We start from the raw sequence: 25,631 nt of genomic DNA, 5'->3' as shown, positions 1-25,631 counted from the left end.
CTGAAAGAAATATGAGGCCTTGCGGAGGAAAAAAATGTCTTTGGCGGAATTTCAGCAAAAATCATTTTGGTGCCAAATCGGTGCCAAAAACAGTGCCAGAAATTTTTGGCACCAATTCCTCTAAAAACCGTGGCACTAAAACGCATATAACACACTGATATATCAGTTGTTGCAGCGACAAAAAATCACCTCCGAAAAGGCTTCATTTCTTGACGATTTAACCCCTCTTTACTCATAGAAGAAATGAAGAAAGACCGATTGACGGTGCTGTTCTATCGAAGAAGCACCGTGACAAAAACAGGAGAATGTGCGATTCGCATGAGAATTTCTGTGAACGGCACAAGAATTGATTCCAATACTGGGAAGTATATCGACCCTGCTCTCTGGAATCAGTCAAAGGAACGCGCCAAAGGCACGTCCAAGAATGCAATAGATGTGAACGACTATATTGACGAGACAAACATCAAGCTGTTCAAGCTGTTTCAAGAAATGCAGTCGGAAGGAGTTGTCGCAACCGCTCAGGAACTTCACAACCGATTTTTCAATATCGGTGTCCATAAGGTTGTGGAACGTATGATAATAACGACATTTCAGGAACATAATCAGGAATGTCGTGCGTTGATGGGGCGCGATTTCGAGCTTGGCACCATCAAGAAATACGAGACCATTACCCGACTGCTACAGCGTTACATCAAGAAGAAATATGAAGTCGATGACCTGCCCCTGACAAGTCTTGACCGCGATTTCGTACATGGGTTTGAGATGTATCTCAAAATAGACCGCAACCAGCAGCAGAACACAGTGGCCAGATATATGAAAGGTCTGAAGAAAATCACTAACCGGGCTCTTGCAAACGATTGGATTACCAAAGATCCGTTTGCCGGAATAAAGGTCAGAACAGTACAGACAAATCCCACATTCCTCACCCTCGATGAACTCCATATAATATATAGGAGACACTTTGACGGTGTACTTGATGTGGTCAGAGATATGTTTGTAATGGCCGCTTTCACCGGGCTGGCGTTTATCGACATCTCCAATCTGAAAAGAGAACACGTTGTCGAGGACAACGACGGCAACATGTGGATTCGCAAGCCACGTCAGAAAACGGATATTGTCCAGAACATACCGTTGCTTGACATCCCCAAAGCAATACTCAAAAAATATGAGGACAACCAGAAGGCGGCTGAAAAAGGAACACTTCTGCCAGTACCCTGCAATCAGGTAATGAACCGCTACCTGAAAGAGATAGGAAACATCTGCGAGATAGACAAGGTGCTGACCACTCACGTTGCCCGCCACACCTATGCGACAGTATGCCTGTCACAGGGAGTACGTATCGAGAATGTCTCGAAGATGCTCGGACACACAAGCATCAAGATGACCCAGCACTACGCCCGGGTACTCGATTCCTCAATCATGGAGGATATGCAGAATATCCGTGAGGTTATGGCCGGAGACCTCTTCTCCAAAAAGAAACGGGAACGGAAGATAAAACAGTAACCACCAAACGACAACAGAGGCAAGAGTCCGGTTAAGGATTCTTGCCTCTGTCATATTCAAGGATTGTAAATTACATTACGATAATTGCTCATCAAGAGATTATCTACATCTTTTTCAGAATAGAGGTACTTGCCGCCTATTTCATAGTAAGGCAATATACCACTATTCCGGTAATCGTGAAGAGTGCGTCTGCTTACTCTGAGCCGTTGCGCCAGCTCCGCGTCCGTGAGAAAAGCATCGTTATTAAGAATCGGACGACAGTTCTCGCAGATATGATTCAGAGCGTCTTTAAGTTCCTTGCAACGGCTGAAAAACATTCTCACCCTTTCATTACGTTTGGTAAATACAATATCAATCATAATTTAGCCTTCTGCATGATTATATATTTCGCAATATCGTTTGCGAGATACATCACCCTGCAATCGATCTGTATGAAAGGAATCTTTCCAGCCGCCTTGAGATTATTTAGATGACGTGTGCTCATTCGTAATATTGCAGCGGCTTCATTGGTTGTAATGAGGTCATCCGGTTTCTTTGAGACGAGGAGTCTTGAAATTGTCCTGACTAAAGAATGAAGATATTCCACCTGCTCGAACATTGATTCCAGAATATCCTCATCAATCTCTACTGTTCTCATCCGTATATCTTGGCGGCTTTGGCGGAGAATGTCACGCCGAAACGGTTGTCGATTACCAACGATTCGCAGAACTTGCGGCCTTTGCGGTCGATGAAGCCGTAGATGGGCGATGTGTATTTGTATCGTACAAGCTGCTCGATGTCCTTGTCGGTCAGGTCGTAGCCGTGGAAGTGGCGCGGGATTGAGAATCCGCAACATTCACAGGCTATTGTAGCCGGGAACACGGTCAGCCCGTGGTTGCCGCATTTCGGGCAGGTGTAGCCCGAAACCTTGCTGGCAAAGGATTTCTTGTCGGTGATGAGCGAGAGAATAAGGGGATGAAGCCAGTTCTCATAATCCCTCATTACAGGCTTTGTGGGTTTGCGGTTCTCCGCGAGCGCGTCAGCCTCGTCTATCTGGGTGATGTACTTGCCGATGTCGGCGAGTTCGAGGTGGCCGGCGTGCGAAAGAAGCACACGCGCCTTCTCCGTCGGTTCAATGTCGCCAAGCAGATATTTTACGAATCCGTTGTCGATGAGACGCTGGAGGCAGGCTCCGCAGTCGCGGTAGCTGCTCACGGGAAGAAGCGAGGGTGTATCACCACCTGTGTTGACCAGTTCATTGAGGTCGTGCAGAAATGTTGCGGCGGTCAGGGTTTCGGGTGAGTGCTCCGAGAACGAGTAGATGCTCACACCTGAGATTGTAAATTCTATATTACCCGTTACACATTCCGCATCATCGGGCAGTTCGGCTGTGCCAAAAAGACCGACACCTTCGATATTTGCCGCGATTCCCACCTCTATACATCTTGCTGAGTCAAAAGCCATTTCTGTACGGATGTTGATGAGTTCATACACACGCTGCTCGTCGTCGCTGAGAAAAAGAGGTGTACGCTCGGTGGTGATGATTCCGTAGCAGTAAGGTATCTGCTCTTCGGGGCAGAACGGAAACGCCTTTGCCTCCGGGAAGCGACGTTCAATGTGACGTTTCAGATGATGAGGCAGCGAGGAGACCGAGGTGCGGGGTGAAGATATAAGCCCTTTCTCGAAAAGAAGGTCTGCGGCCGCCATTGTACGGGCGGGCAGGAATCCCAGTTCCTCGATAGCCACCTCCTGAAGGGTAACCATGTTGAGCAACTCGTGTCGCCACTCCACCTTCGGGTTGACCTCCACGACCTCAGCCATGACAGTTTTGCCATTAAGTTTCATGAACTTGTCATACAAGCTCTGAGCCTCTGATTTCTTTGTCCAGAGTTCAGCCGGTGCCAACTGGACAGATTTCCCATTCCAATTTCCGGTGATGCCGACGCCATAGCGGGTCTTCTTTGGGAGCTTGACTTTCATGTTGTCGTAGCTGTTGCAAAGGAGCCAGAGCGCGGCGATGTCCATACGCTCCATCGGGAACGACTGCTTGCCATACATCTGGGCGAAAGCCTGTTCCACATTGGCACGGAACAGAAAGTTCATTCCGTGGTGAACGAAACCGGAGCGGGCTATACGTGTGATGTTGCGGCCTGACTCGCGGTTACGGTAGGCATAGGTTATCGCCCGGTTGCTCAGTGTGGTCAGCCACATACGGCTGATACGGCGTCCGGCTTTTGCTGCCTGACATAGAATAGCGAATAGAGCCTGAGCCTCACTTCCGTTGTTTGAGGCGAAGATGACCTCTGCGGCCTGCTCGACAAGAGCCTGAAGCCTGACGACCGTGCTTTTGTCCTCGTCGCTGACCTTGAATTTACCTCCCACATTGTCAGCACGGATACCGTACAGGTATCTCTTGGGGATAAAAGGGAGCGTCTTGATGAAGTCGCTGCCGCCGGCGTAATACTGAAACGGTGCCGGCTCGACGAGACTGGACTCGACGGAGGTGATGACGATGCTGCCGGTGTCGTTGGTGTAGTCGCCGTTTTCGGTACGGTCTGTGCAGTTGAGGGCACGGGATACAGCGAAGGCGATTTGAGCGGAGTGTGCGATTACGAGATTCATAATATTATTTATTTTATTGATTATTGGAAAACCCAGGCTCGGATGACCCCTTAGACCAGGTTGAATTGACCCCTGAAGCCAAAATATCACTGACCCTTTTGCCCAATATAAAAATGACCCCTGTCGACGTAATGTCAGCAGGGGATTTTATATGTATCTTTGAATTCCGTTTTGGCCGACGGGGGATATAATTCAAAGAAAACATGAACACAAAATTAAAGAATATTCTCCTATGTCACGCATCAGGGATGGGCATAAAATGCATCAGTAGTGCCTTTGACATATCCCGGAACACGGTGCGCCGCTATGTGAGAATGTATCAGGACAGCGGTATACCCGCTGAGAAGCTGCCGTCGCTGAGTGATGCGCGGCTACAGGAACTATTTGCCATACCAGGGGCGAGGGAACGTAAACCGTCGGAGCGGCAGGTCAGGCTTGAAGCCCTATTGCCCGATTATGCGGCGCGACTTTCTCGAAAGGGCATGACGGTCAAGAAGTTGTATGAAGAGTATCATACCGGCCATCCCGATGGCTATCTGAAGGCATCTTTCGGGATGAAACTCAGGCAGTTCATGCTGCAGACCAATGCCATCGGGCATGTGGAGCACCGCGCCGGAGACCAGATGTATATCGATTTTGCCGGAGACAGATTGGAAATAGTCGATGAGGCAACAGCCGGGATACGAAAGGTCGAGGTGTTTGTGGCGATACTTCCATGTAGCCACTACACATATTGCGAGGCAGTGTGGACGCAGAAGAAGGAAGATCTGATAAAGGCCTGCGAAAACGCCATCCGTTTCTACGGCGGCGCACCATGTGCGATTGTGCCTGACAACCTGAAATCTGCCGTCACGCGCAGTGGCCGCGACGAGCCGGTCATAAATCCTGACTTCGAATCCTTTGCCGAGCATTACGGCTGCGCAGTGGTGCCTGCCCGTGTGCGGCATCCAAAGGACAAGGCCCTGGTGGAAAATGCAGTAAAACTGATGTATCGGTCCGTGTACGTAGACCTTGAAGGTCAGATTTTCCATAATCTGGAGTCGCTTAACGAAGCAATCCTCAGGTCTCTGGAGAAGTTCAACTCGCGTAATCTGACGCGTCGAAAGGAATCACGCCGTCAGCTCTTTGAGGCTGTGGAGCGGGACAATCTCCGGCCATTGCCTGCGAACCGCTATCAGATGAGACAGCGGGCTGTCGCGACAGTACAGCGTAACAGCTAAGTAACTCTGCACAAGCATCACTACAGTGTGCCTGTGCAATATGTAGGCAAACGTGTGGAACTGGTCTACGACACTGACACGATCGACATCTTTCATGGCTTTACCCATGTGGCGACGCATCACCGCAACGATACTCCGTATGAATATACAACGAAACCGTCACACAATCTGCCCGGACGCAAGGGGAGCTGCGAGAGCGACATTGCGGAACTGCTTTCACGCGCGGCACAGATCGACAACATCGTATTGCACTATCTGCGGGCTGTCATCGAGGACAGGCGTTATCCGGAACTTGCCTTCAGAGTCTGCCGTGGCATCATGAAACTTGAGAAAAAGTATGGACAGGAACGGCTTGTGTCAGGATGCGCCGCGGCAATGGACGCACGCCTTTACAGTGTCAGCGACATGGTGGACATACTTGAGTCCGGAGCCGATGCGGATTATTTGCCGGGGGCTGATGCCGACGGCAATGACCGTCAGACACCATCCCACCGGAACATACGCGGTAAAGAATATTTTGCCGCGAGCATAAAACTATCAGCCAACAACAACGAACAACATGGAAACGAACAATAAAACCACGCCAATAACAGCGGAGAAAGACCGCAACTCCATCTCTCTGGATCTGATGCACCGTATGCGCTTACACGGCATGTCGGCAGCGTTTTCCGAAAGTCTTCAGGCCACATTCGCCGAGACAATGACACCTGACAGCTTTCTGAACTGGCTGTTATCCACAGAATGGGACTACAGGGCCGCACGCAATATTGAGCGCCTGGTGAAAAACGCAAACTTCAGATACGACGACGCGTCGGTGGCGCAGATTGACTATAACCTTCCGCGTGGCCTGGATCGTAATCAGATGGAGCGTCTCGCATCGCTGGACTTTATCCGTAAAGGTGAAAACCTGTTCATCACAGGCTGTTCTGGTACGGGCAAAAGCTATCTGGCAACAGCACTGGGATACGAGGCATGCAAGGCCGGTATGCGCGTACTGTACGCGAACGCATCCAAACTGATGGGGACCCTGAAAATCGCCAAAAACAAAGGAACAATCGAAACGGAGCTCAAGAAACTCGAAAAAACGCAGCTTCTGATCCTCGACGATCTCTTCCTGGTGCCTCTCGACGCCAAGGAACGCGCACACCTTACGGAAATCATCGAAGACCGCCATGGTCGCAAATCAATCATCGTGACATCACAGCTCCCCGAACTGGACTGGTACGAAGCAATCGGTGACTCCACAGTGGCAGATGCAATACTCGATCGCATTGTCCACACTGCTCATCGAATCACGCTTACCGGCGAAAGCGTCCGTAAGCTTAAAGCTATAAAAAGCCGATAAGACAAAATAAAATTGACCCCGTCGGCCAGAACGTTTTCAGGGGTCAATTCAAAATATTTTCAGGGGTCAATTCAACCTTGGTCTAAGGGGTCATCCGAGCCTGGGTTTTCCAGTAACCTCATCGCCAATCACGGTTGTTATATTTCCCTCAGATACATAGTGATCATTCTTGCGAAATATGCGTAATTGGGTGTTCAGCAGAAGTTTACTGCCTATAGCATAGGAATGTTGCAATGACACCCGATGAGAAGCCATCCTGTTCGGTGTCTTTATACCATTCTCCAAACGTAGTATTTCAGCCCCGTCTGACAGAAGATAATGTTCCGAATTATCACGGTATGCTGACATTCTCCACATTGGATTAGACTGAAAATCAAGAGTCCACTCACTACGACCTGATGTGTATTTCAGTGCTCCGGTATAATTACCCCACCCACGGTTTACAGACTGGAGCAGATTGAGCGACACTCCATAGCCTGTTTCGCGTCGTTTTACAGTTATGTCTATCACGCCTTTTGCCTCTCCATATCTCACACCCGGATTTGATGTGTATTCTACTCTTGTAATATCCTTGGGCGACAGGGCTGTAATATCTATCTGTGAGGCAGGACGACCGTTAATTCTGATAGACAGTTCGCCACCACCCAGTCTTTCAACAGACCCTGTGGCAGGATTTATAATCAAATCAGGAATTTGCAGACCTGCAAGCAGTTGGACTCCATTGTTTATGGCATTTTTAAGTTCCTTTGTCGGATAGAATAAAGTCTTATTGCCGATTGTATGATTTTCAGGAGCCGTCACTACAATTTCATCAAGTTCATGCGATATGTCCAAAGTATCAGGCAATTCGCTCTGCGCAACAGCATTTAGGGAGGCTGTCGCGTATAAGAACAATATGACATGATGTAGTCGCATAAACTTTCTGATTGTTTTCATCTGTAATTTTTCCTATCGCATAGAAATGTATTGCTTCAGTGCTTCGACATATTCTTCGAAGGCATTACGACCTTCGGTTGTTATCCGGGCTGTAGTTCGTGTTTTTCTCCCTACAAACCCTTTTTCAATAGATATATATCCGGCTGCGGAAAGTTTGTCAAGCTGCACACTGAGATTTCCGGCTGTCGATTCAGTTTTCTCCCTAAGATAGACGAAATCGGCTTCCTCTACATTCATGAGAATCGACATTACGCCCAGTCTCAACTGAGAGTGCAGTAATGGATTCAGCTCTTTCATGATTCGCGATTTGCTTTCGAGTTAAGTATATGACCGGGAACAATCATCATTGCAGCAAAAGCTATGATGAAAAGCGGCATGAACCATGTTGCCATAAGCGTAATATGAGATGAGATGCAGCATGTAGTGAAAAGTCCGATTAAAAGCCCGATGCCGCCACCCGCAATGAGAGGACTCTCTTTGATGACCAGCCCTTGCATGATTTCAGCCATAGGAACGATGATTAGAGCGAAAACAAACATCATGCTCCATGAATCTTTTCCGCCAATCAGAAGAAAACCGAGGCATAAAAGGGTAGAAGCTATTCCTGTCAATCCGACAACAGACCATATTTGTGAAGTCAGTTTGTCGGTATAGCTCTTGGTGCCTGATGCCATTCGCTTTCTCTTAACCATTATTGGAGTGGCAATACCGCCTATTACCCAGATAAGGAACCATAGCCAGTTTACAGCCGGATTATTTGTTGTCACAAGGAGCACCCATATAAGTGCCGTCACTGCCACGATGAGGTATCCCCACATGAGGAGAATGTTGCCGCTACCTTTTACGAGGCGGGCTTTTGTGCGCGAGATCATCGAGGTTATTATTTCGATGCTCTCAGCTTCAGTAATCTTTCTTTCTTCCATAATTGAAGTTTTGCAGGTTTAATAAATCGGTTGATAATATAAACTATACCTTGAAAAAGAAAGAGCAACTTCGCGATTTGTCGCTCTCATTCCGTTTCGACTGCAAAGATAAAGCGATTTATATTATAAACCAAATTTTGCTATGATTTTTTTCAGATTTTCCGCCCAACTCAGGTAACAAATAATGATTGCATTTAGTCTTTCCTTTCCACAAGCAATGCCAGTGATGCTGATTTTGGTTTGGTTCGGGCTTTATATATGCCCGGTTAAACTTAAACCTATATAAATGGCTGGTATATGGCTGGGTAAAAGAAAAAGCATTCTCTCCTGTTATTTTCTTTTCCTCAGCTATGGTTTGAACACAAAATTTGAACACAAGGGCATGAACACGGCGGCTGTCAATGGCGGCTGAAACAAGTTGGCGCGGAGTTGTGTTCAGATTTGTGTTCAACGTAAAAGAAAAAGCAGCTACGATTTGTTTCGTAACTGCTTGATTTCTAAGAAGTGGTCCCACTAGTACTTTGAACTTCAAGGTAACTTATTGTAGGGCAGTTTATTCTCTATGTTAAAGTTCGGACTTGGCTCGGATGAGGCACCTCTGTACTTCATCATTCTGCAACGCCGTTCTTATCTTCGTTTGTGCAAAGTTAATCATTATCTGCCGCAGTGTCAAATTAGTCATATTAAAAGTTCCTAAAATGAACTGCCATTAGTTATAAGTTATCCGACATCAGGAACTGCCGTAATGTCAGATGTTTTATGCCTTCGTAGTTTTGAGGATGTGACATCGGATTCATGGATATGACATACTTGGGATAGTTGTCTTGTATCTTCAGTAGATTTCCAAACTCCCGTTCCATTGTCTTGTCGTCAGCGATTAGATACGCCACCTGTATATAGACCGATGTGCCGCCTTTTTCGGCAACGAAATCAATCTCACCGTTGGGAAGTGTTCCGACGCTGATCTTGCATCCGAGATTTTTGAGATGAAAATAGACGGCGTTTTCTATTACTTTCTCTATGTCGCCGGTACGGTTTGGCCCGGCAAGCATATTGCGCAGCCCCAAGTCCTCAAAGTAGTATTTGTCATTGGTCTCCAACAGACGCTTTCCATGTATGTCATATCTCGGCACTTTATTGATGATGTAGGCGTTTGAGGCGGCTTTCAGATAATTTATCGCCGACAACGGGGTCAATTCCACTCGCTGTGATTTGAGATATTTCGACAAGGACGTAGCCGACACAAGTTGCCCCGCGTTGTCGCTGACGTATGACATCAGGTTTTCAAACAGTGTCACATTGCGCAATCCTTCCCGTTGCACCACATCTTTCAAAACAATGGTATTGTAGATGTTCTGTATATATTCCCATACCATATCCTCGTTTTCAAGTCCGAGACGATACAGGTGAGGGAGACCGCCGAATCCAAGATATTTCTGAAGACTGTCATCAGAATCATCAAGCCTGTGAAAGGTCAGAAACTCCCGGTATGAAAGACTCAGGATATGAATCTCAATATATCGACCGCCGAGGTATGTGGAAAGCTCCGACGAAAGCATTTTGGCGTTACTTCCGGTCACGACAATTTGGCATTCCTCATCGGCATTAAGGCTACGGAGTACATTCTCAAAACCGTCAATGTCCTGCACCTCGTCAATGAGCAAATAATTCTCCGCATCGTCTTTCAGTTTGCCGTCAAGATAACGCGAAAGATCATCTGCATTTCTTATATCGGCATACTTTGTTTTTTCCTTATTGATATAGACGATATTGGCATCCGGATTGTCGGCTTCAATCTCTTTGACGAGTTGACGGATTATATAACTCTTGCCAACGCGACGCTGCCCGGTAAGGGCGATTATCATACCCTTGCCGATAAATCTCTGAATATGCTCAATATACTGTTGCCTTGCTATTATCTTCATGACTGCAAAGGTAGTGAATTTTGTTAATCATACCAAACAAAACGGGGTAAAATCGCAATTCTATTTGTCATACATCATAAAAATGACATAACCTGCGAGAGGCGCAACGGCTCGGCATTGTCGGTCGCAAGCGAGGCAGTGCCGATGGAGTCAATGCCGTCAGCGGCGTTTGACGAGTCTGCACTACCGCTGACCGCATTGCCAGAATTAAAGAGTCGGCTAAACACCGAGTGTCTGATAGCCTGAGCGGGTTGCTACGCAGGCTTCGCTGTACCTGCTCTTGCTATTTCAGCCACTCCGTGTTCTTACGCCGCCTTCATCTTTCGTAGTTTGAGCCGTTACGCCACTCTCCGTTGGTCAGCAGTCCACGAGTCGAGACAGTGATGTGCCGCCTTCCTGCGTTGTCGGCATATCACAGACTCGACTTTCCGGGACCGGACAATTCTATTAGCATTTCAATATTACGAAATTTCATTCGATTATGTGACAGTATGTTTTCACCGTGCCGGAGTCATGGCTCCTGTTATTGTCTAATCAACAACGATTTTCAACTTGCTTGCCAGTGGGGAACGTGCGGTGCCGGGGATATTCTTTTGCCTTTTGGCTGAAAAATCTCCAGACCTGCGGCTTGTATTTTTCCGCCAAAGGCGAACAACCCCTCTATTCACCACACGCCTTTGAGGTGTCAAGCAAGCGAAAACCGATGGTGATATACAAATAAAAAAAAGTCACAACGATGAAAACAAACAGCCACATAAAAGGTCAAAGCGAAGCTCAAAGCCTCAGGTTCAACCAAATAAAAAAGGTTGCAAAGGTGGTGGCTATCATCATCGGAGCAATAATCGGAACTCTGGTGTGGGCGATGGTCAGACCTGTAATCCGAGGTGCGGGCTGGGTTATATCCATTATAACCGCAATAATGATAATCTTTTGGTTATTCACCCTTTAATATAACACTGATATGGCTACTATGAAATCCAACAACGCTGCAATCGCAGCTATGCAGCTGATGCTCCAAGAGCGTTGCATCGCAGAACCCACATTCGCCATCAAGATGGCTAACCCGTCCAAGAGTATGGAAGGCGCAGTAAACTATCTGTGCGGACAAATTCAGAAGAGCGGTCTGTGCTGTGTCGATGACGCTACCGTGATGAACATATTGGTTCATTACTTCGACGAGAATGAGATTGAGGAAGGCGGAAAAGTCAACTGCAACATCGTGGTATCCAAGCCGGAACTTTCCGATGAGGATAAGGAGGAACTCAAAGAGCAGGCTATGGAGCAATACAAGGAGGAGCAACTCCGAGAAATCAGACGGCAGTCAGCTCCGAAGACTCAACCCAAGCCGACCGCCACCGCTCCCAAAGCCGGAGCAGAAATCAATGTTCAACCCAATCTTTTCGACTTCTAAAACTTCAAGGATATGAAACCTCGCAATAAGAAACAACAGCATATAGTGGAACTGAGTGGGCGACTTCGCCCGCTCACCACTCCCCAAATGAATTGGGCACTCAACTCTACCATCAATCACTATGGTTATAGGTTGAAGAACGGAATGTGCACCTGTATGAAATGCGGTCACGAGTGGCTGGAGACACGCAACGGAATGTGTCTATGCCCCGAATGTGGCACTCAGATTGAAATCAAGGATACAAAAGAGCGTGTTATCCGCGAAAAGTCCTATTTCAACGTAATCACCACCATCGAAGACTATCAGGTAATCAGAATGTTCCTGATGATGGTTGAAATGCGCAAGGGTATGAAGGTGAAACCTGCCTATCTTGAAATCGGTCAGTATTTCATTGACCCCAAAGGCAATAAGACCGTTGTCGCTATCCCTCGTACTCTCGGTTGCTATGTTGATACCTTTGCATTCGGCGCACCACTTGAAATCAGAAATGACGGGGAGGCTTATATGTACGTTTCAGACCAATGGGTATATCCTCACATCAAGGTCACTGACACCATCAAGCGCAACGGGTTCAAGAACTCTGTCCACCATATCCACCCCGTGACTATGTTCCAAGAGTTGCTGACCAACCCAAAAGCCGAGACACTGATGAAAGCCAACGAGATAGGATTGTTACGATACCTTTGTGCAAGACCAGCCTATAAGTCAGACATTGACAAGTATTGGAACACCATTAAGATAGCCAAGCGCAACGGCTACAAGGTTAAAGACCCGCAGATGTGGTTTGACTATATCAAGATGTTGGAGCGTATGGGCAGAGACCTCAATTCTCCCTCGCTGATAGCACCCAAAAACCTCAAAGTAGCCCACGATGAATATGTGGCTAAGGTCAATCGCCAGCGCATCAAGGAGCAGAGAGAGAAAGAACGTCAGCAAGCCATCAAGGACAAAGCCAAGTTCGAGGAACTCAAATCCCGCTACTTCGGAATGGAAATGACTGACGGAGAGATTGAAATCCACTCAATCGACACCATCGATGATTACTATAAAATCGGAGATAAACAATCTATCTGTTGCGGTACTGCCAAATATTACCTTAAAGAGGATACATTGACACTTACCGCCTACATCGGAAACAAGCAGATAGCCACCATCGAAATTTCGCTTGACGACTACCACATAATCCAATGCCGAGCCTTCGCCAATGAAATATGTGAGTACACCCAGCAGATAGCAGGTATCATCAACGCCAACAAGAAGATGATAGCAGAGAGAAAAAGAGCATAGACAGTGCCATATCAGCGATGAAGGTGGCGGAGTATAAGACCTCCGTCACCTTCATTTTGCCAAAAATTTCGGCCGCCAAAAGGCGGCGTTGTGCAGGTAATTCGTTCCGAAATTCAGCGTTTTTTAGTAATTTTGCAATGTAAAAACGTATCAAATTCAAAGCAGTACAAAATGACTAAGGCAGAAATAGCGAGTGAAATCGCAAAGACAACCGGCATCGACAAGTCCGCAGTTGTTACCGTTATCGAACAGTTCATGACCGTTGTTAAGGACAGTCTCGCACATGGTGAAAACGTATATCTCAGAGGCTTTGGTAGCTTTATCGTCAAGCAGAGAGCAGAGAAGACCGCGCGTAACATCAGCAAGAACACCACCCTGATTATTCCGGCTCATAACATTCCGGCATTTAAGCCTGCCAATTCTTTCAAGGAAGAAATTGCAAAATAATGGAAGAAGAAATTGAAAAGGATAATCCTGCAACTGAGGGAATCCATATTCAATCCGAAATCTGTAATTGTTCCACTTGTTTGGAAAATCGTAAAAGGTATGTTCATATACTTGATGTCGATAAATATATCGAATCATTAAATGACTGGGATTGATAAACTATACAAATGCCGCGATGCTATTTTGTTTCAATGAATAGCATCGCGGCATATTTTATGGTGTGTAAAGAATTGCAAGCTCCGTAAGCCGCCTTTTGTGAAGGCCGGAGTGCCACTTGCCTTTGTAATGGCAGTGGGAGGTATAGGACTTGAAGATGTTGCGGTCGCCGCGTTTCAACTTTTTCAGAACGCTGCTTTTATTGACGGCTCCGGGGCCAATGTTATAAGCGAGAGCCGCAAGAATATACTTGTCACGCCCATATTCTTTATACAACTCGCAAAACTTGGCATAGTCACGGCGAAGAAGAGCATCAGCCTCCCGTTCACTGTACTGGCGGCGTGTGAAATGTTCTCCCCGCTGAACGACATGACCATAGCATATCGTCGGCCAGTGTTTAGGCTTATGAAGTGTTTCAAACTTCTTTATAATCAGTACTGCTCGCTCAAATAGCGGAAGCTCCATAATCGACCGCTTTGCGTTGGCTGCCGGCGTTGCCGCCGCGAGGGTCAGCAAAGCCATAAAGAACATCAGTAATTTTTTCATCGGGCAATCGGTGTTATTGTTCCGGGATTGACAGGGACGATTGTTCCGGGGGTCTTGCCTCCGTCATCGTCGCCACTGTCGTTACCGTTGAACTCAAATGTCTGTTGGAAAACCCAGGCTCGGATGACCCCTTAGACCAAGGTTGAATTGACCCCTGAAAATATTTTGAATTGACCCCTGAAAACGTTCTGGCCGACGGGGTCAATTTTATTTTGTCTTATCGGCTTTTTATAGCTTTAAGCTTACGGACGCTTTCGCCGGTAAGCGTGATTCGATGAGCAGTGTGGACAATGCGATCGAGTATTGCATCTGCCACTGTGGAGTCACCGATTGCTTCGTACCAGTCCAGTTCGGGGAGCTGTGATGTCACGATGATTGATTTGCGACCATGGCGGTCTTCGATGATTTCCGTAAGGTGTGCGCGTTCCTTGGCGTCGAGAGGCACCAGGAAGAGATCGTCGAGGATCAGAAGCTGCGTTTTTTCGAGTTTCTTGAGCTCCGTTTCGATTGTTCCTTTGTTTTTGGCGATTTTCAGGGTCCCCATCAGTTTGGATGCGTTCGCGTACAGTACGCGCATACCGGCCTTGCATGCCTCGTATCCCAGTGCTGTTGCCAGATAGCTTTTGCCCGTACCAGAACAGCCTGTGATGAACAGGTTTTCACCTTTACGGATAAAGTCCAGCGATGCGAGACGCTCCATCTGATTACGATCCAGGCCACGCGGAAGGTTATAGTCAATCTGCGCCACCGACGCGTCGTCGTATCTGAAGTTTGCGTTTTTCACCAGGCGCTCAATATTGCGTGCGGCCCTGTAGTCCCATTCTGTGGATAACAGCCAGTTCAGAAAGCTGTCAGGTGTCATTGTCTCGGCGAATGTGGCCTGAAGACTTTCGGAAAACGCTGCCGACATGCCGTGTAAGCGCATACGGTGCATCAGATCCAGAGAGATGGAGTTGCGGTCTTTCTCCGCTGTTATTGGCGTGGTTTTATTGTTCGTTTCCATGTTGTTCGTTGTTGTTGGCTGATAGTTTTATGCTCGCGGCAAAATATTCTTTACCGCGTATGTTCCGGTGGGATGGTGTCTGACGGTCATTGCCGTCGGCATCAGCCCCCGGCAAATAATCCGCATCGGCTCCGGACTCAAGTATGTCCACCATGTCGCTGACACTGTAAAGGCGTGCGTCCATTGCCGCGGCGCATCCTGACACAAGCCGTTCCTGTCCATACTTTTTCTCAAGTTTCATGATGCCACGGCAGACTCTGAAGGCAAGTTCCGGATAACGCCTGTCCTCGATGACAGCCCGCAGATTGTGCAATACGATGTTGTCGATCTGTGCCGCACGTGAAAGCAGTTCCGCAATGTCGCTCTCGCAGCTCCCCTTGCGTCCGGGGAGATTGTGTGACGGTTTCGTTGTATATTCATACGGAGTATCGTTGCGGTGATGCGTCGCCACATGGGTAAAGCCATGAAAGATGTCGATCGTGTCAGTGTCGTAGACCAGTTCCACACGTTTGCCTACATATTGCACAGGCACACTGTAGTGATGCTTGTGCAGAGTTACGTAGCTGTTACGCTGTACTGTCGCGACAGCCCGCTGTTTCATCTGATAGCGGTTCGCAGGCAATGGCCGGAGATTGTCCCGCTCCACAGCCTCAAAGAGCTGACGGCGTGATTCCTTTCGACGCGTCAGATTACGCGCGTTGAACTTCTCCAGAGACCTGAGGATTGCTTCGTTAAGCGACTCCAGATTATGGAAAATCTGACCTTCAAGGTCTACGTACACAGACCAATACATCAGTTTTACTGCATTTTCCACCAGGGCCTTGTCCTTTGGATGCCGCACACGGGCAGGCACCACGGCGCAGCCGTAATGCTCGGCAAAGGATTCGAAGTCAGGATTTATGACCGGCTCGTCGCGGCCACTGCGCGTGACTGCAGATTTCAGGTTGTCAGGCACAATCGCACATGGTGCGCCGCCGTAGAAACGGATGGCGTTTTCGCAGGCCTTTATCAGATCTTCCTTCTTCTGCGTCCACACTGCCTCGCAATATGTGTAGTGGCTACATGGAAGTATCGCCACAAACACCTCGACCTTTCGTATCCCGGCTGTTGCCTCATCGACTATTTCCAATCTGTCTCCGGCAAAATCGATATACATCTGGTCTCCGGCGCGGTGCTCCACATGCCCGATGGCATTGGTCTGCAGCATGAACTGCCTGAGTTTCATCCCGAAAGATGCCTTCAGATAGCCATCGGGATGGCCGGTATGATACTCTTCATACAACTTCTTGACCGTCATGCCCTTTCGAGAAAGTCGCGCCGCATAATCGGGCAATAGGGCTTCAAGCCTGACCTGCCGCTCCGACGGTTTACGTTCCCTCGCCCCTGGTATGGCAAATAGTTCCTGTAGCCGCGCATCACTCAGCGACGGCAGCTTCTCAGCGGGTATACCGCTGTCCTGATACATTCTCACATAGCGGCGCACCGTGTTCCGGGATATGTCAAAGGCACTACTGATGCATTTTATGCCCATCCCTGATGCGTGACATAGGAGAATATTCTTTAATTTTGTGTTCATGTTTTCTTTGAATTATATCCCCCGTCGGCCAAAACGGAATTCAAAGATACATATAAAATCCCCTGCTGACATTACGTCGACAGGGGTCATTTTTATATTGGGCAAAAGGGTCAGTGATATTTTGGCTTCAGGGGTCAATTCAACCTGGTCTAAGGGGTCATCCGAGCCTGGGTTTTCCATATAGCATCGAGAGGAGATTGTCCGTTTTTCCAGGCCGTGTCAGCAATGGAATGTAGTGCGTGGAAGGCATCGGCACCGGTACCGGAGCGGAAGCATCAGGATATTTTCTGCTTGACCTTGAGTTTTCGGATTCCACGTTCTGAAGCGTTGTTGTCAGATGGTATGGCCGGATTTTCAAGGAAGTTGAAGATGTAGTCCCTGCATTTTATTATCCCCCTCTTCAACTCATTAAACTCTTTGCGCAGACTGTCAAGATTCCGTTTGAGCAAGCCATCAAGCCTTGTGAGCCAGTCATCTTTCGGTATTATATCGACCGGTTTTTCGTTTCTCTGATGAATGGCCTCGCGTAATAAGGTCTGTACTTCCTTTGCCCATGTCTGCTCCTTGTCAATATCGTTAAGGTATTCCAGGTTTCTCAGCAGATGAGCCAGACATATCTGATTATTTAGGAAGTCGATGGCAAAGTACGCGCTGTGGCGGTCAGTTACGGCTGTCATTTTCTTCAATGAGTCACCAAAACGCTCTTCAAGCACTTTTGCACTACGGCCCGCACCGCGGAACACGAGGGTCAGATACGCAGTCTGTGCAATCCACGACCAGTTGAGCCTGCCTTTGACATAGCATCCGGACTCGTCAAAGCCGACTACGGATGATTCTCTGAGCAGACGCTCTATAAGTTCGATTGCCGGGCGGGATTTGTCAAGCGTCTCACGGACGATATTGACAAGCGTCCCCTGACTGATGCGTACATTGAACATCGTGGCGAACAGGGATTGCAACCGCTCGTAAGGCACGCATTGCACCACACTCAGATAAGTCGCAATGGCTCGTATGTTTTTGCCGAAAGTAATGGCATTACCTCCCCTGCGACGCGGTGCATAATCACGATTGCAACATCCGCAGATACAGACTTTTTTATAGAATCTGCGTTCACGATAAATTGGCCGTATCTGAGGCAGATCTATCTCTTGGCTGACATAATCAAGTTCTCCTTCAACATCCGACAGATCGCACCCGCACTCACTGCAATAGCTGGATGACATATCCTGAATTTCGTCAGGCGTCTCCACCATTTTGCGTGTAGTTCCCTCATGCCCGTATTGACCGCCTACGGGTCTTTCCGATCTCTTCCGCAATGATTTTGTCCGGCGTTCCACCTCAGCCTTTATCGGTTCTTTCGATGGTGGAGTACTGCTGTTGCCGGAGTCCATCGGCGGCTTTTCATACTTCTCCAGACGCTTGCGTAACTCACGGTTTTCCTTAAGAAGTCTATCAACATTACGATTTAGCGAACATATCTCGGCATGCTGGGAATCGATAGTGCCCTGCATGGACTTGAGTTGTTCTGACATTCCGGCTAGAATGGATGATATGTCGCTAATCTGTTGTTTCACAGATACAAAGATAGCTAATTTATTTGACATTTGCAAATAAATTAGCTATTAAATTACTGAAAGATAAGATCTTAATTCAATATCCTCAAGATTTGGTGCCTATATCTTCCATTCGCTGAATAGTTACGGTGAGAGGTTAAATGGCATCTTATCAGCCGAGGCGGGAGATTCTGGCGCGGGTGTTTTTGATTTTGTGGCTGTTGAGGGTGTCGATGAGCCTTGCGGCTTCTTTGAGTGGAACTGCCACGAGCGCCGAGTGGTCGCGCAGGGCTATGCGGCCTATCGCTCCGGCGTCAAGGTTGCCTTTGGCTACGATGAAGCCTACGATGTCGCCTCGCGAGATTTTCTCTTTTTTGCCTACGTTAAAATATAGAGTGGCGGTATCGGAGACAATCGGGTCGGAGCTTTTGCCTTGCGGCACCAGTTCGCGGTCCCATTCGAGATATTCTGGCTGGTTTTCGCCTTCGGAGGTGATGACATAGACTTCGCCGGAGGCTTGCTGGCGTGCTGTGCGGCCGTTGCGGTGGGTCCAGGCTTCAGGCGAGGGGGGAGATGATAATGGATTACGGCCGAAAGTTCGGGGATGTCAAGACCGCGGGCGCCGAGATCGGTTGAGACGAGTATGGGGGTCGATCCGTTGTTGAGCATCTCGATGGCGTTTTCGCGGTCGTTCTGTTCGAGGCCGCCATGATAGATTCCCGCCGGCAGTCCGGCTTTGCGCAGAGCCGAGTAGATGCGCTCTACGCTTTCTCGATGGTTTGCAAAGACGATCACGCGTCCGTTGTCGAGCGAGCGCAGGAGGTCGATGAGGGTATCGAGTTTGTCGCGTGTCGGTGACGGGACATTGACAATCTGTATTCTGCGGCGCGGAGAGCAGTCGGATCTGAAGTCAATCAGTTCGGAGGTCTGTGTCACCGGGAGGAAGGGGGGGAGTTCGTCAAGGCGTGTGGCTGAGGTGAGGATTATGAGGCTGAGAGATGTGAGTTTTTTGCACACGCGCTTCATTTCGTTGGCAAATCCGAGTTCGAGGGCTTTGTCATATTCATCGAGCACGAGTGTGCGTACTCCTGAAAGGTCGACAAGACCGCGGGTGATGTGGTCGAGCAGACGGCCGGGAGTGGCGATGATGATGTCAGGGGTTACAGACAGTGAGTTTTTTTCTTCCTGCATGGAGTGTCCGCCGTAGAAAGCGACTGTCTTGAGTCTGGTGGCTATAGGGCGGATTACATCGAAGATCTGGAGTACAAGTTCGCGCGATGGAGCCATGACCACGGCACGTATCCGTCCGTCGGCCGGGCCAAGGCTTTTGAGCAGGGCTATGGCGAATGCCACGGTCTTGCCGGAACCTGTCGGGGCCAGGAGTGTAATGGTGTTGCCTCCGGTTTTTACAGATGCCATGCGTTTCTGCATAGCGTTGAGTTCGGTGATGGCGAGGCGGGAGGCGATGTTTGATATGATGTCTTTTTCTTTCATTGGTCTGTTTTCGGGGGTGTGTGGAATGGGGTCAGTTGAAGATATCGTCATCGGCCACGGAGATTTCCGGAGTGTCAACGTCATGGGCATAGTCAAGATCGGAGTAGTCAATTTCATCGCCGTCAAGGAGATCATCGGGGATATTGACTTCTATGAATTGCACTTTGCCGCCGGAGTGGGCTTTGGAGGCAAGTCCGGAATAGATTTTCATTATGTTTTTGCCGTAACGCGGATTCATTGCCCAGCGGCCGGCGAGTTTTTCCCATGTCGGGGCGCAACCGCGGCTCACATAGTCGAAGCGGGGATCTATCTTGCGTTCTCCTTTCGGCAATTTGCCTGAGCAGGCATAAGCGTAGAGGTGCTGTATCATGGCTGTGACTCCTTCTTCCACGGATTTGAACGAGCATCCGCGGTCGCCACGCTTTTTCACGCCAAGTCCGCAATAGTTATGAGCTTCGGGGCGGACGGCAGTGCCGTTGTCGAAACGGAACCATCCGGTCTCGATTATGGCCTGACACAGGGCGATGTCTCCGCGTATGCCGTAACGGCGCCCGATGCTGTAGAAGGCCTCGGCAACTTCGCGTCTGAAATCTGGGTTGTGGCGCTTGACATAGGCGTACATATTGTCGACATCGACTTCTGGGTTTCCGAAAATCGGCGTTTTCCCAAACGAGAGAAGCGGAAGCAGGCTGAGTATTGCCCCGAAGATGTATCTGAACATATAGTTGTGATGCTGATGAAGAAGAATGAATAGTTGAGCTCTTCTTAATAACGCGCAAGTTAGCGAAAATCCTTCAGAAAATGAAAAAAATCCTATATCTTTGTGCTTATGAAGTATTTCTTTTCAGCCGGAGAGGCATCCGGTGACGTCCATGCGGCGCAGGTAATCAAAGAGTTGCTGAAGCTTGATGCTTCGGCGGAAATCACTTTTCTCGGTGGCGACCGCATGGCCGAAGCGGCTGGGCATGAGCCTCTGATACATTTCAGCCGCATGGCATTCATGGGATTTATTGATGTGGCAACCCACTTGCCGCAGGTTCTCGGCAATCTGCGTAGGGCTAAAGAGGCCATCCGGACCATGCGGCCTGATGCCGTGGTGCTTGTCGACTATCCGGGCTTCAATCTGAATCTGGCCAGATTTGCCAAAGAGCTTGGCATAAAGGTGTTTTACTATATCGCGCCAAAGCTCTGGGCTTGGAAGGAATATCGCATCAAGCAGTTGCGCCGCTATGTAGACTGCATTTTCTCGATACTTCCGTTTGAGCCTGCATGGTTCGGGGAACGGGGAGTCAAGGTGGACTATGTGGGTAACCCATCGGTCGAAGAGGTGGAGGAAGTGCTGAAATCACTGCCTTCGCGGGCGGAATTTCTGCAGCGTCACGGGCTGTCGGAGCGTCCGATCCTCGCTCTTGTGCCTGGCAGCCGTGTCGGAGAGATCAAGGCTAATCTGCCGGTGATGGATGCTGTGGCCAGGCGTCATCCTGAGATGCAGACCGTGGTGGCCGCCGCTCCTTCTATAGACAAGTCGATGTATGGAGCCTATACCTCTTTCCCTCTTGTAGATGCCGCCACTCTTGAGCTGATGGCCGGTGCCCATGCCGCTATGGTGACTTCAGGCACAGCCTCGCTGGAATGTGCCCTGGCGGGATGTCCGCAGGTGGTCTGCTATCGTGCCGTGGGGTGGAAATGGGCCCATGACATATTCCTTCACATTCTGAAGATTCCCTATGTGGCTCTGCCTAACCTTATAGGCGGGAAGATAGACCGTCAGACGCGACGTGAGGTCAACCGCGAGGCCGTGCGCACGGGGGGCAGGGGGTGTGTGGTGCCGGAGATGCTGGTCCACAACTGTACGGCTGACAATGTGGACCGTGAACTTTCGCAGATACTTGAAGCGGGGCCGGCCCGCGAGGCCCAGCTGGAAGGTTATGCAAAGATCAGATCCATACTTCATACCGACAGCAGCGCCGCCTCAAACGTAGCCTCGATACTTTTCCGGAAACTCTCCTGACGCTGCAAAGTTAACCACAAGAGAATAGAGTTTTAGTGCGATAATGCGTGGAGGTGCAAAAAAGGTTTGCATTTCCTGATAAGCGCTTACAGACTGGAATAGGGGATGGAGAATGTGTCGCCCTGGCTGAGGTCGCCTGTCGAGAGGCCTTTTTTGAGCCAGCGGCTGCGCCGGGCTGATGTGCCGTGGGTGAATGAGTCGGGCACGGAGTAGCCGCGGGCGCGTTTCTGCAGATAGTCATCGCCTATTTTCATTGATGCATCAAGAGCTTCTTCAAGATCACCGTCTTCAATGGAGCTGAACATCTCGTTGTCATGATAAGCCCAGACACCGGCGAGGAAATCGGCCTGGAGTTCGATGCGCACACTGATGTTGTTGGCTTCGGTTACACTTACGCGGTTCATCTGCGAATGGGCTTCGTCAAGTATGCCGAGCAGATGCTGTACATGATGCCCGACTTCATGGGCTATCACATAGGCGTATGCGAAATCTCCATCAGCTCCGAGAGTCTTGCGCATGTCACGGAAAAATGACAGGTCAATGTAGAGTTTCTCATCGGCCGAGCAGTAGAACGGGCCTACAGATGCGGATGCATCTCCGCAGGCGCTTCTGACGGCATCGGTGTAGAGCACCAGGGTCGGCGCTTCGTATTCCTTCCCCATCCGGGCGAAAATCTTTGTCCACACGTCTTCCGTTCCGGCCAGAATCTGGCGGGAGAAGCGTGCCAGTTCCTCCTCTTCTTCTGTAGGGGTGTAGTTCTGCGAGACCTGGCTGCTGCCGGAGGTGAATGAACCGGCGTTAGAGATCAGGACATCAAGAGGGTTTCCACCGGAGATCCATGCAATGATAGCCGCTATTATTACCGCGCCGATTCCGGCGCCGATTTTCTTGCCGCCCCCACCGCCTCCACTGCGGCGGTCGCTGACGTTTGAACTTTCACGTCGTCCGTTGAGATTCATGAAGAGTATTTGAATGTGTCAGATAATACGCAGGGACATGCTGACAATCCTCATGCCCCTGCGGTTTATTTTTTTAGCTACGAATGCCGATCAGTTGTCTGAGCGGAGTCCTTTCCAGACAAAGGCGCTGAGCATAGCTCCTATGAATGGAGCCACGATGAAGAGCCAGAGCTGGCTGAGAGGCACACAGTTACCTTCGATGGCTGCGAAAATGGCCGGGCCGATCGAACGAGCCGGGTTGACTGAAGTGCCGGTGATGGGGATGCATGCTATGTGGACCAGGACAAGAGTCAGGCCGATGGCGAGGCCTGCAAAGTTGCCGGCACCTTTCTTTTCGTCAGTGGAACCGAGCACCACGAGCACGAAGATGAAAGTGAAGATAAGTTCTGCAATGAAGGCAGGCACGATGTTGCCGGGGAGGAAGCTGTTTGAGCCGGTGGTCGTAGTGCTGTTGAACACGGCTTCGATACCGGCTTCATTGCCTGTGTGGACGAGGATGTAGAGGACAGCAGAAGCGATGATAGCGCCGATGCACTGGAAGAGCATGTAGCCTCCGGCTTCCTTGCCGCTCATGCGTCCGCTTGACCAGACACCGAGGGTGATGGCCGGATTGATGTGGCAGCCTGAAATGTTGCCGATGGTGTAGGCCATAGCCACTACAGAAAGGCCGAACGCCATAGCCACGCCAAGGGTTGTCACGCCATAGCCGGTTGTGCCGAGGCCAATGCCTGCGAAGATTGCACTGCCGCAACCCATGAGTACCAGAACAAATGTTCCGATCATCTCTGCGAGATACTTTTTCATAAAATAAGCAGTTGGTTAGTGAGTAGTATATGAGAAATTTGTTTATGCAGGTAAGGAGTCCTGATTGCAAATTAATGAAAAATATTTGTAAGTTACAAATTTATCGGAAGTTATAGAGGGGTTTAACATTTGTTGTCAGACATTCTCACATTTTTCTGTGCGATGCAGAAAGAGATCCTGCGGCTTGGATTTGTAGATGAATTTCATTATTTTTGCAAGACGGACGTCCGCTGTGGTGTTCCTGCTGGAATATGGAGGCTGACAGATCCTTGCATAAATTATTAAAAAAAACAAAACCAATCATGAAAATGTTCGATAAAATCGTTCTCGGAGCCCTGGCTCTGATGTCAGTTGAGCCGGCTCTGGCATGCACGAGCCTTATCGCAGGTAAGAACGCCACTCCTGACGGCTCGGTGCTTGTCACCTATGCCGCCGACAGCCATACGCTTTACGGTGAACTCTACAACCGCCCCGGAGGCAAACATGCGCCAGGCACGATGAGGAAGATCGTTGAATGGGACACAGGCCGCTATCTCGGCGAGATACCCGAAGTAGCCGAAACCTATACTACTATAGGCAATATGAACGAACACGGTCTGACAATCTCGGAAAGCACCTGGGGTGGCCGTCACGAGCTGGAAGACACAACCGGTATAATGGACTATGGTTCGCTGATCTATGTGACCCTTGAACGAGCCAAAACGCCACGCGAGGCCATAAAGATCATGACAGATCTGGTGAACACATACGGTTATCATTCAAGTGGTGAATCGTTCTCTATTGCCGATTCTGAAGAAGCCTGGATCATGGAACTGATCGGCAAGGGCGGCAAGGAGAAGGGCGCCGTATGGGTGGCCCGCCGTATCCCCGACGACTGTATTTCGGGCCATGCCAACCATCCGCGTATCCATAAATTTCCTCTGAAAGACAAGGAAAACACCCTCTACTCGCCTGATGTCATCAAATTCGCCCGCAAAATGGGCTACTACAACGGTAAGGACGAGGATTTCAGTTTCTCGCTTGCCTATGGCGAACTCGACGGCACTGCAACCCGAGGCTGTGACGGCCGTGTGTGGAGCTATTTCAACCGTTTTGCCGACGGAATGGACAGCTATCTCCCCTGGATCATGAAGGCCGAGGGCGAGCCTATGCCGCTTTGGGTGAAACCTGACCGCAAGGTGAGTCTCAATGACATGAAGTGGATGATGCGTGACCATTTCGAGGGTACTCCGATGGACATGACCAAAGATGTTGGCGCCGGTCCCTATGCGGTGCCTTACCGCTGGCGTCCGATGACGTTCAAAGTCGACGGAAAGGAATATCTCAACGAACGTGCCATCGCCACTCAGCAGACCGGTTTTTCGTTCGTGTCGCAGATGAACTCTGCCCATCCTGAACTGATGCGCGGCATACTCTGGTTCGGTGTTGACGATGCCAATACCTGTGTGTATGTGCCCATGTACAGCAGCATCACTTCAATACCTCATGAATTCGCCCAGGGCAACGGCGATCTCCTCACCCTGTCATGGGACGCTGCATTCTGGGTGACAAGCTATGTGGCGAACCAGGCCTATCACCAGTACAGCAAGATGATCGATGATATCCGCCGTGTGCAGAAAGCCGAGGAAGATACTCTTGAAAATGAAGTCAGAACGTTCCTCGCCGAAGTGCCGACTCTCGAGCCTGATGCCGCCCGCAGTCTGCTCAACGATCACTCTGCCCTTGCTTCGCGCCGCTATGTGAAGCGCTATAAGGATCTCGGCGACTATCTCCTTGTCAAATATATGGACGGCAATATCAAGAAAGAGAAAGACGGAAAATTCGAACGCACTCCCGAAGGAATGCCTGTGTCGCCGGTCTACGGCGGATATGACGATCGCTATTACCGCTCGATTGTCAACGAAACCGGTGACCATCTGCTCGTCAAGTGA

Annotated in this window: 26 protein-coding genes and 1 pseudogene; 9 read left to right on the top strand and 18 right to left on the bottom strand. The window is 49.3% G+C overall.

Annotated elements, in window-relative coordinates; genetic code table 11:
* The first annotated feature begins 243 nt into the window (after nucleotides 1-243).
* A complete protein-coding gene (locus E7745_RS13810; RefSeq protein ID WP_123400536.1) occupies nucleotides 244-1,503 on the top strand; it encodes a site-specific integrase in 1,260 nt (419 codons plus the stop codon).
* Between the two features lie 56 nt (nucleotides 1,504-1,559).
* Here E7745_RS13810 and E7745_RS13805 read toward each other — a convergent pair whose 3' ends face one another.
* The 3 genes from E7745_RS13805 to E7745_RS13795 are packed head-to-tail and all read right to left on the bottom strand — an operon-like array spanning nucleotide 1,560 to nucleotide 4,104.
* Nucleotides 1,560-1,862 (bottom strand): helix-turn-helix domain-containing protein, encoded by a 303-nt coding sequence (locus E7745_RS13805; protein ID WP_240740324.1) that lies wholly within the window; start codon nucleotides 1,860-1,862, stop codon nucleotides 1,560-1,562.
* The gene (locus E7745_RS13800) at nucleotides 1,859-2,140 is read right to left on the bottom strand and encodes a helix-turn-helix domain-containing protein (RefSeq protein WP_124076047.1); all 282 of its coding nucleotides are present in this window, start codon (nucleotides 2,138-2,140) and stop codon (nucleotides 1,859-1,861) included. The genes E7745_RS13805 and E7745_RS13800 overlap by 4 nt, the downstream gene beginning before the upstream one ends.
* Nucleotides 2,137-4,104, bottom strand: a complete 1,968-nt coding sequence (locus E7745_RS13795; protein ID WP_136409057.1) for a DNA topoisomerase — start codon at nucleotides 4,102-4,104, stop codon at nucleotides 2,137-2,139. Before E7745_RS13795 ends, E7745_RS13800 begins: the two co-directional genes overlap by 4 nt.
* 203 nt (nucleotides 4,105-4,307) lie before the next feature.
* On the opposite strand from E7745_RS13795, the pseudogene istA (E7745_RS13790) reads away from it, so the two are divergent.
* A pseudogene (istA, locus tag E7745_RS13790) lies at nucleotides 4,308-5,900 on the top strand (IS21 family transposase).
* On the top strand, nucleotides 5,884-6,669 hold the full coding sequence (gene istB / locus E7745_RS13785) for an IS21-like element helper ATPase IstB (RefSeq protein ID WP_136408497.1): 786 nt from the start codon (nucleotides 5,884-5,886) through the stop codon (nucleotides 6,667-6,669). The pseudogene istA (E7745_RS13790) and the gene istB (E7745_RS13785) overlap by 17 nt, the downstream one beginning before the upstream one ends.
* Before the next feature lie 90 nt (nucleotides 6,670-6,759).
* On the opposite strand, the gene E7745_RS13780 is transcribed toward istB (E7745_RS13785), so the two are convergent.
* The 6 genes from E7745_RS13780 to E7745_RS14910 all read right to left on the bottom strand — a co-directional run bounded on the left by E7745_RS13780 (nucleotide 6,760) and on the right by E7745_RS14910 (nucleotide 10,680).
* Nucleotides 6,760-7,605, bottom strand: a complete 846-nt coding sequence (locus tag E7745_RS13780; RefSeq protein WP_124076498.1) for a hypothetical protein — start codon at nucleotides 7,603-7,605, stop codon at nucleotides 6,760-6,762.
* Nucleotides 7,606-7,617: 12 nt separating this feature from the next.
* The gene (locus E7745_RS13775) at nucleotides 7,618-7,905 is read right to left on the bottom strand and encodes a transcriptional regulator (protein ID WP_124076496.1); all 288 of its coding nucleotides are present in this window, start codon (nucleotides 7,903-7,905) and stop codon (nucleotides 7,618-7,620) included.
* Nucleotides 7,899-8,528, bottom strand: a complete 630-nt coding sequence (locus E7745_RS13770; protein WP_124076494.1) for a hypothetical protein — start codon at nucleotides 8,526-8,528, stop codon at nucleotides 7,899-7,901. The genes E7745_RS13775 and E7745_RS13770 overlap by 7 nt, the downstream gene beginning before the upstream one ends.
* A 118-nt stretch (nucleotides 8,529-8,646) precedes the next feature.
* Nucleotides 8,647-9,060 (bottom strand): hypothetical protein, encoded by a 414-nt coding sequence (locus E7745_RS13765; RefSeq protein ID WP_124076492.1) that lies wholly within the window; start codon nucleotides 9,058-9,060, stop codon nucleotides 8,647-8,649.
* Nucleotides 9,061-9,241: 181 nt separating this feature from the next.
* A complete protein-coding gene (locus E7745_RS13760; protein ID WP_124076489.1) occupies nucleotides 9,242-10,453 on the bottom strand; it encodes an ATP-binding protein in 1,212 nt (403 codons plus the stop codon).
* A 74-nt stretch (nucleotides 10,454-10,527) separates the two neighbouring features.
* Nucleotides 10,528-10,680, bottom strand: a complete 153-nt coding sequence (locus E7745_RS14910; protein WP_168182149.1) for a hypothetical protein — start codon at nucleotides 10,678-10,680, stop codon at nucleotides 10,528-10,530.
* Nucleotides 10,681-11,189: 509 nt separating this feature from the next.
* Between E7745_RS14910 and E7745_RS13755 the strand changes: the two genes are divergently transcribed.
* The 4 genes from E7745_RS13755 to E7745_RS13740 all read left to right on the top strand — a co-directional run bounded on the left by E7745_RS13755 (nucleotide 11,190) and on the right by E7745_RS13740 (nucleotide 13,598).
* On the top strand, nucleotides 11,190-11,402 hold the full coding sequence (locus tag E7745_RS13755; protein ID WP_107036562.1) for a hypothetical protein: 213 nt from the start codon (nucleotides 11,190-11,192) through the stop codon (nucleotides 11,400-11,402).
* A gap of 12 nt (nucleotides 11,403-11,414) precedes the next feature.
* A complete protein-coding gene (locus E7745_RS13750) occupies nucleotides 11,415-11,864 on the top strand; it encodes a Cas9 inhibitor AcrIIA9 family protein (RefSeq protein WP_123475503.1) in 450 nt (149 codons plus the stop codon).
* Between the two features lie 12 nt (nucleotides 11,865-11,876).
* Complete coding sequence (locus tag E7745_RS13745; RefSeq protein WP_123400556.1) at nucleotides 11,877-13,151, top strand: PcfJ domain-containing protein; 1,275 nt, start codon at nucleotides 11,877-11,879, stop codon at nucleotides 13,149-13,151.
* A 171-nt stretch (nucleotides 13,152-13,322) separates the two neighbouring features.
* Entirely contained in the window at nucleotides 13,323-13,598 is a 276-nt protein-coding gene (locus E7745_RS13740; protein WP_123400558.1) for an HU family DNA-binding protein, read from the top strand.
* A 213-nt stretch (nucleotides 13,599-13,811) separates the two neighbouring features.
* On the opposite strand, the gene E7745_RS13735 is transcribed toward E7745_RS13740, so the two are convergent.
* From E7745_RS13735 to E7745_RS13705, 7 genes are all read right to left on the bottom strand, one after another.
* Nucleotides 13,812-14,300, bottom strand: a complete 489-nt coding sequence (locus E7745_RS13735) for a lysozyme (RefSeq protein ID WP_123475505.1) — start codon at nucleotides 14,298-14,300, stop codon at nucleotides 13,812-13,814.
* Between the two features lie 217 nt (nucleotides 14,301-14,517).
* Nucleotides 14,518-15,303 (bottom strand): IS21-like element helper ATPase IstB, encoded by a 786-nt coding sequence (istB, locus tag E7745_RS13730; RefSeq protein WP_136408497.1) that lies wholly within the window; start codon nucleotides 15,301-15,303, stop codon nucleotides 14,518-14,520.
* Nucleotides 15,287-16,879 (bottom strand): IS21 family transposase, encoded by a 1,593-nt coding sequence (gene istA / locus E7745_RS13725; protein WP_136409056.1) that lies wholly within the window; start codon nucleotides 16,877-16,879, stop codon nucleotides 15,287-15,289. Before istA (E7745_RS13725) ends, istB (E7745_RS13730) begins: the two co-directional genes overlap by 17 nt.
* A gap of 275 nt (nucleotides 16,880-17,154) precedes the next feature.
* Nucleotides 17,155-18,453: a transposase gene (locus tag E7745_RS14905; RefSeq protein WP_240740323.1), complete on the bottom strand. Its 1,299-nt coding sequence runs from the start codon at nucleotides 18,451-18,453 to the stop codon at nucleotides 17,155-17,157.
* A 151-nt stretch (nucleotides 18,454-18,604) separates the two neighbouring features.
* Nucleotides 18,605-18,874, bottom strand: coding sequence for a DbpA RNA binding domain-containing protein (locus tag E7745_RS13715; RefSeq protein ID WP_168182146.1), 270 nt, complete (start codon nucleotides 18,872-18,874; stop codon nucleotides 18,605-18,607).
* Nucleotides 18,811-19,926, bottom strand: coding sequence for a DEAD/DEAH box helicase (locus E7745_RS13710; RefSeq protein WP_168182144.1), 1,116 nt, complete (start codon nucleotides 19,924-19,926; stop codon nucleotides 18,811-18,813). Before E7745_RS13710 ends, E7745_RS13715 begins: the two co-directional genes overlap by 64 nt.
* A gap of 31 nt (nucleotides 19,927-19,957) precedes the next feature.
* On the bottom strand, nucleotides 19,958-20,647 hold the full coding sequence (locus E7745_RS13705; RefSeq protein WP_136409053.1) for a glucosaminidase domain-containing protein: 690 nt from the start codon (nucleotides 20,645-20,647) through the stop codon (nucleotides 19,958-19,960).
* A gap of 108 nt (nucleotides 20,648-20,755) precedes the next feature.
* Between E7745_RS13705 and E7745_RS13700 the strand changes: the two genes are divergently transcribed.
* Nucleotides 20,756-21,937: a lipid-A-disaccharide synthase gene (locus E7745_RS13700; RefSeq protein ID WP_136409052.1), complete on the top strand. Its 1,182-nt coding sequence runs from the start codon at nucleotides 20,756-20,758 to the stop codon at nucleotides 21,935-21,937.
* An 86-nt stretch (nucleotides 21,938-22,023) separates the two neighbouring features.
* Here the strand turns inward: E7745_RS13700 and E7745_RS13695 are convergent, their stop codons facing one another.
* The gene (locus E7745_RS13695; RefSeq protein WP_136409051.1) at nucleotides 22,024-22,896 is read right to left on the bottom strand and encodes a neutral zinc metallopeptidase; all 873 of its coding nucleotides are present in this window, start codon (nucleotides 22,894-22,896) and stop codon (nucleotides 22,024-22,026) included.
* Between the two features lie 90 nt (nucleotides 22,897-22,986).
* Nucleotides 22,987-23,700: an MIP family channel protein gene (locus E7745_RS13690; RefSeq protein WP_136409050.1), complete on the bottom strand. Its 714-nt coding sequence runs from the start codon at nucleotides 23,698-23,700 to the stop codon at nucleotides 22,987-22,989.
* A 302-nt stretch (nucleotides 23,701-24,002) separates the two neighbouring features.
* Here E7745_RS13690 and E7745_RS13685 point away from each other — a divergent pair, with 302 nt between their 5' ends.
* Nucleotides 24,003-25,631 carry a dipeptidase gene (locus E7745_RS13685; RefSeq protein ID WP_136409049.1) on the top strand — a complete coding sequence of 543 codons (1,629 nt, stop codon included), beginning with the start codon at nucleotides 24,003-24,005 and terminating at the stop codon, nucleotides 25,629-25,631.

The organism is Duncaniella sp. C9, from assembly GCF_004803935.1.
Taxonomy (GTDB): Bacteria; Bacteroidota; Bacteroidia; order Bacteroidales; family Muribaculaceae; genus Duncaniella; species Duncaniella muris.
This window is presented reverse-complemented; position numbering and strand designations above follow the sequence as displayed.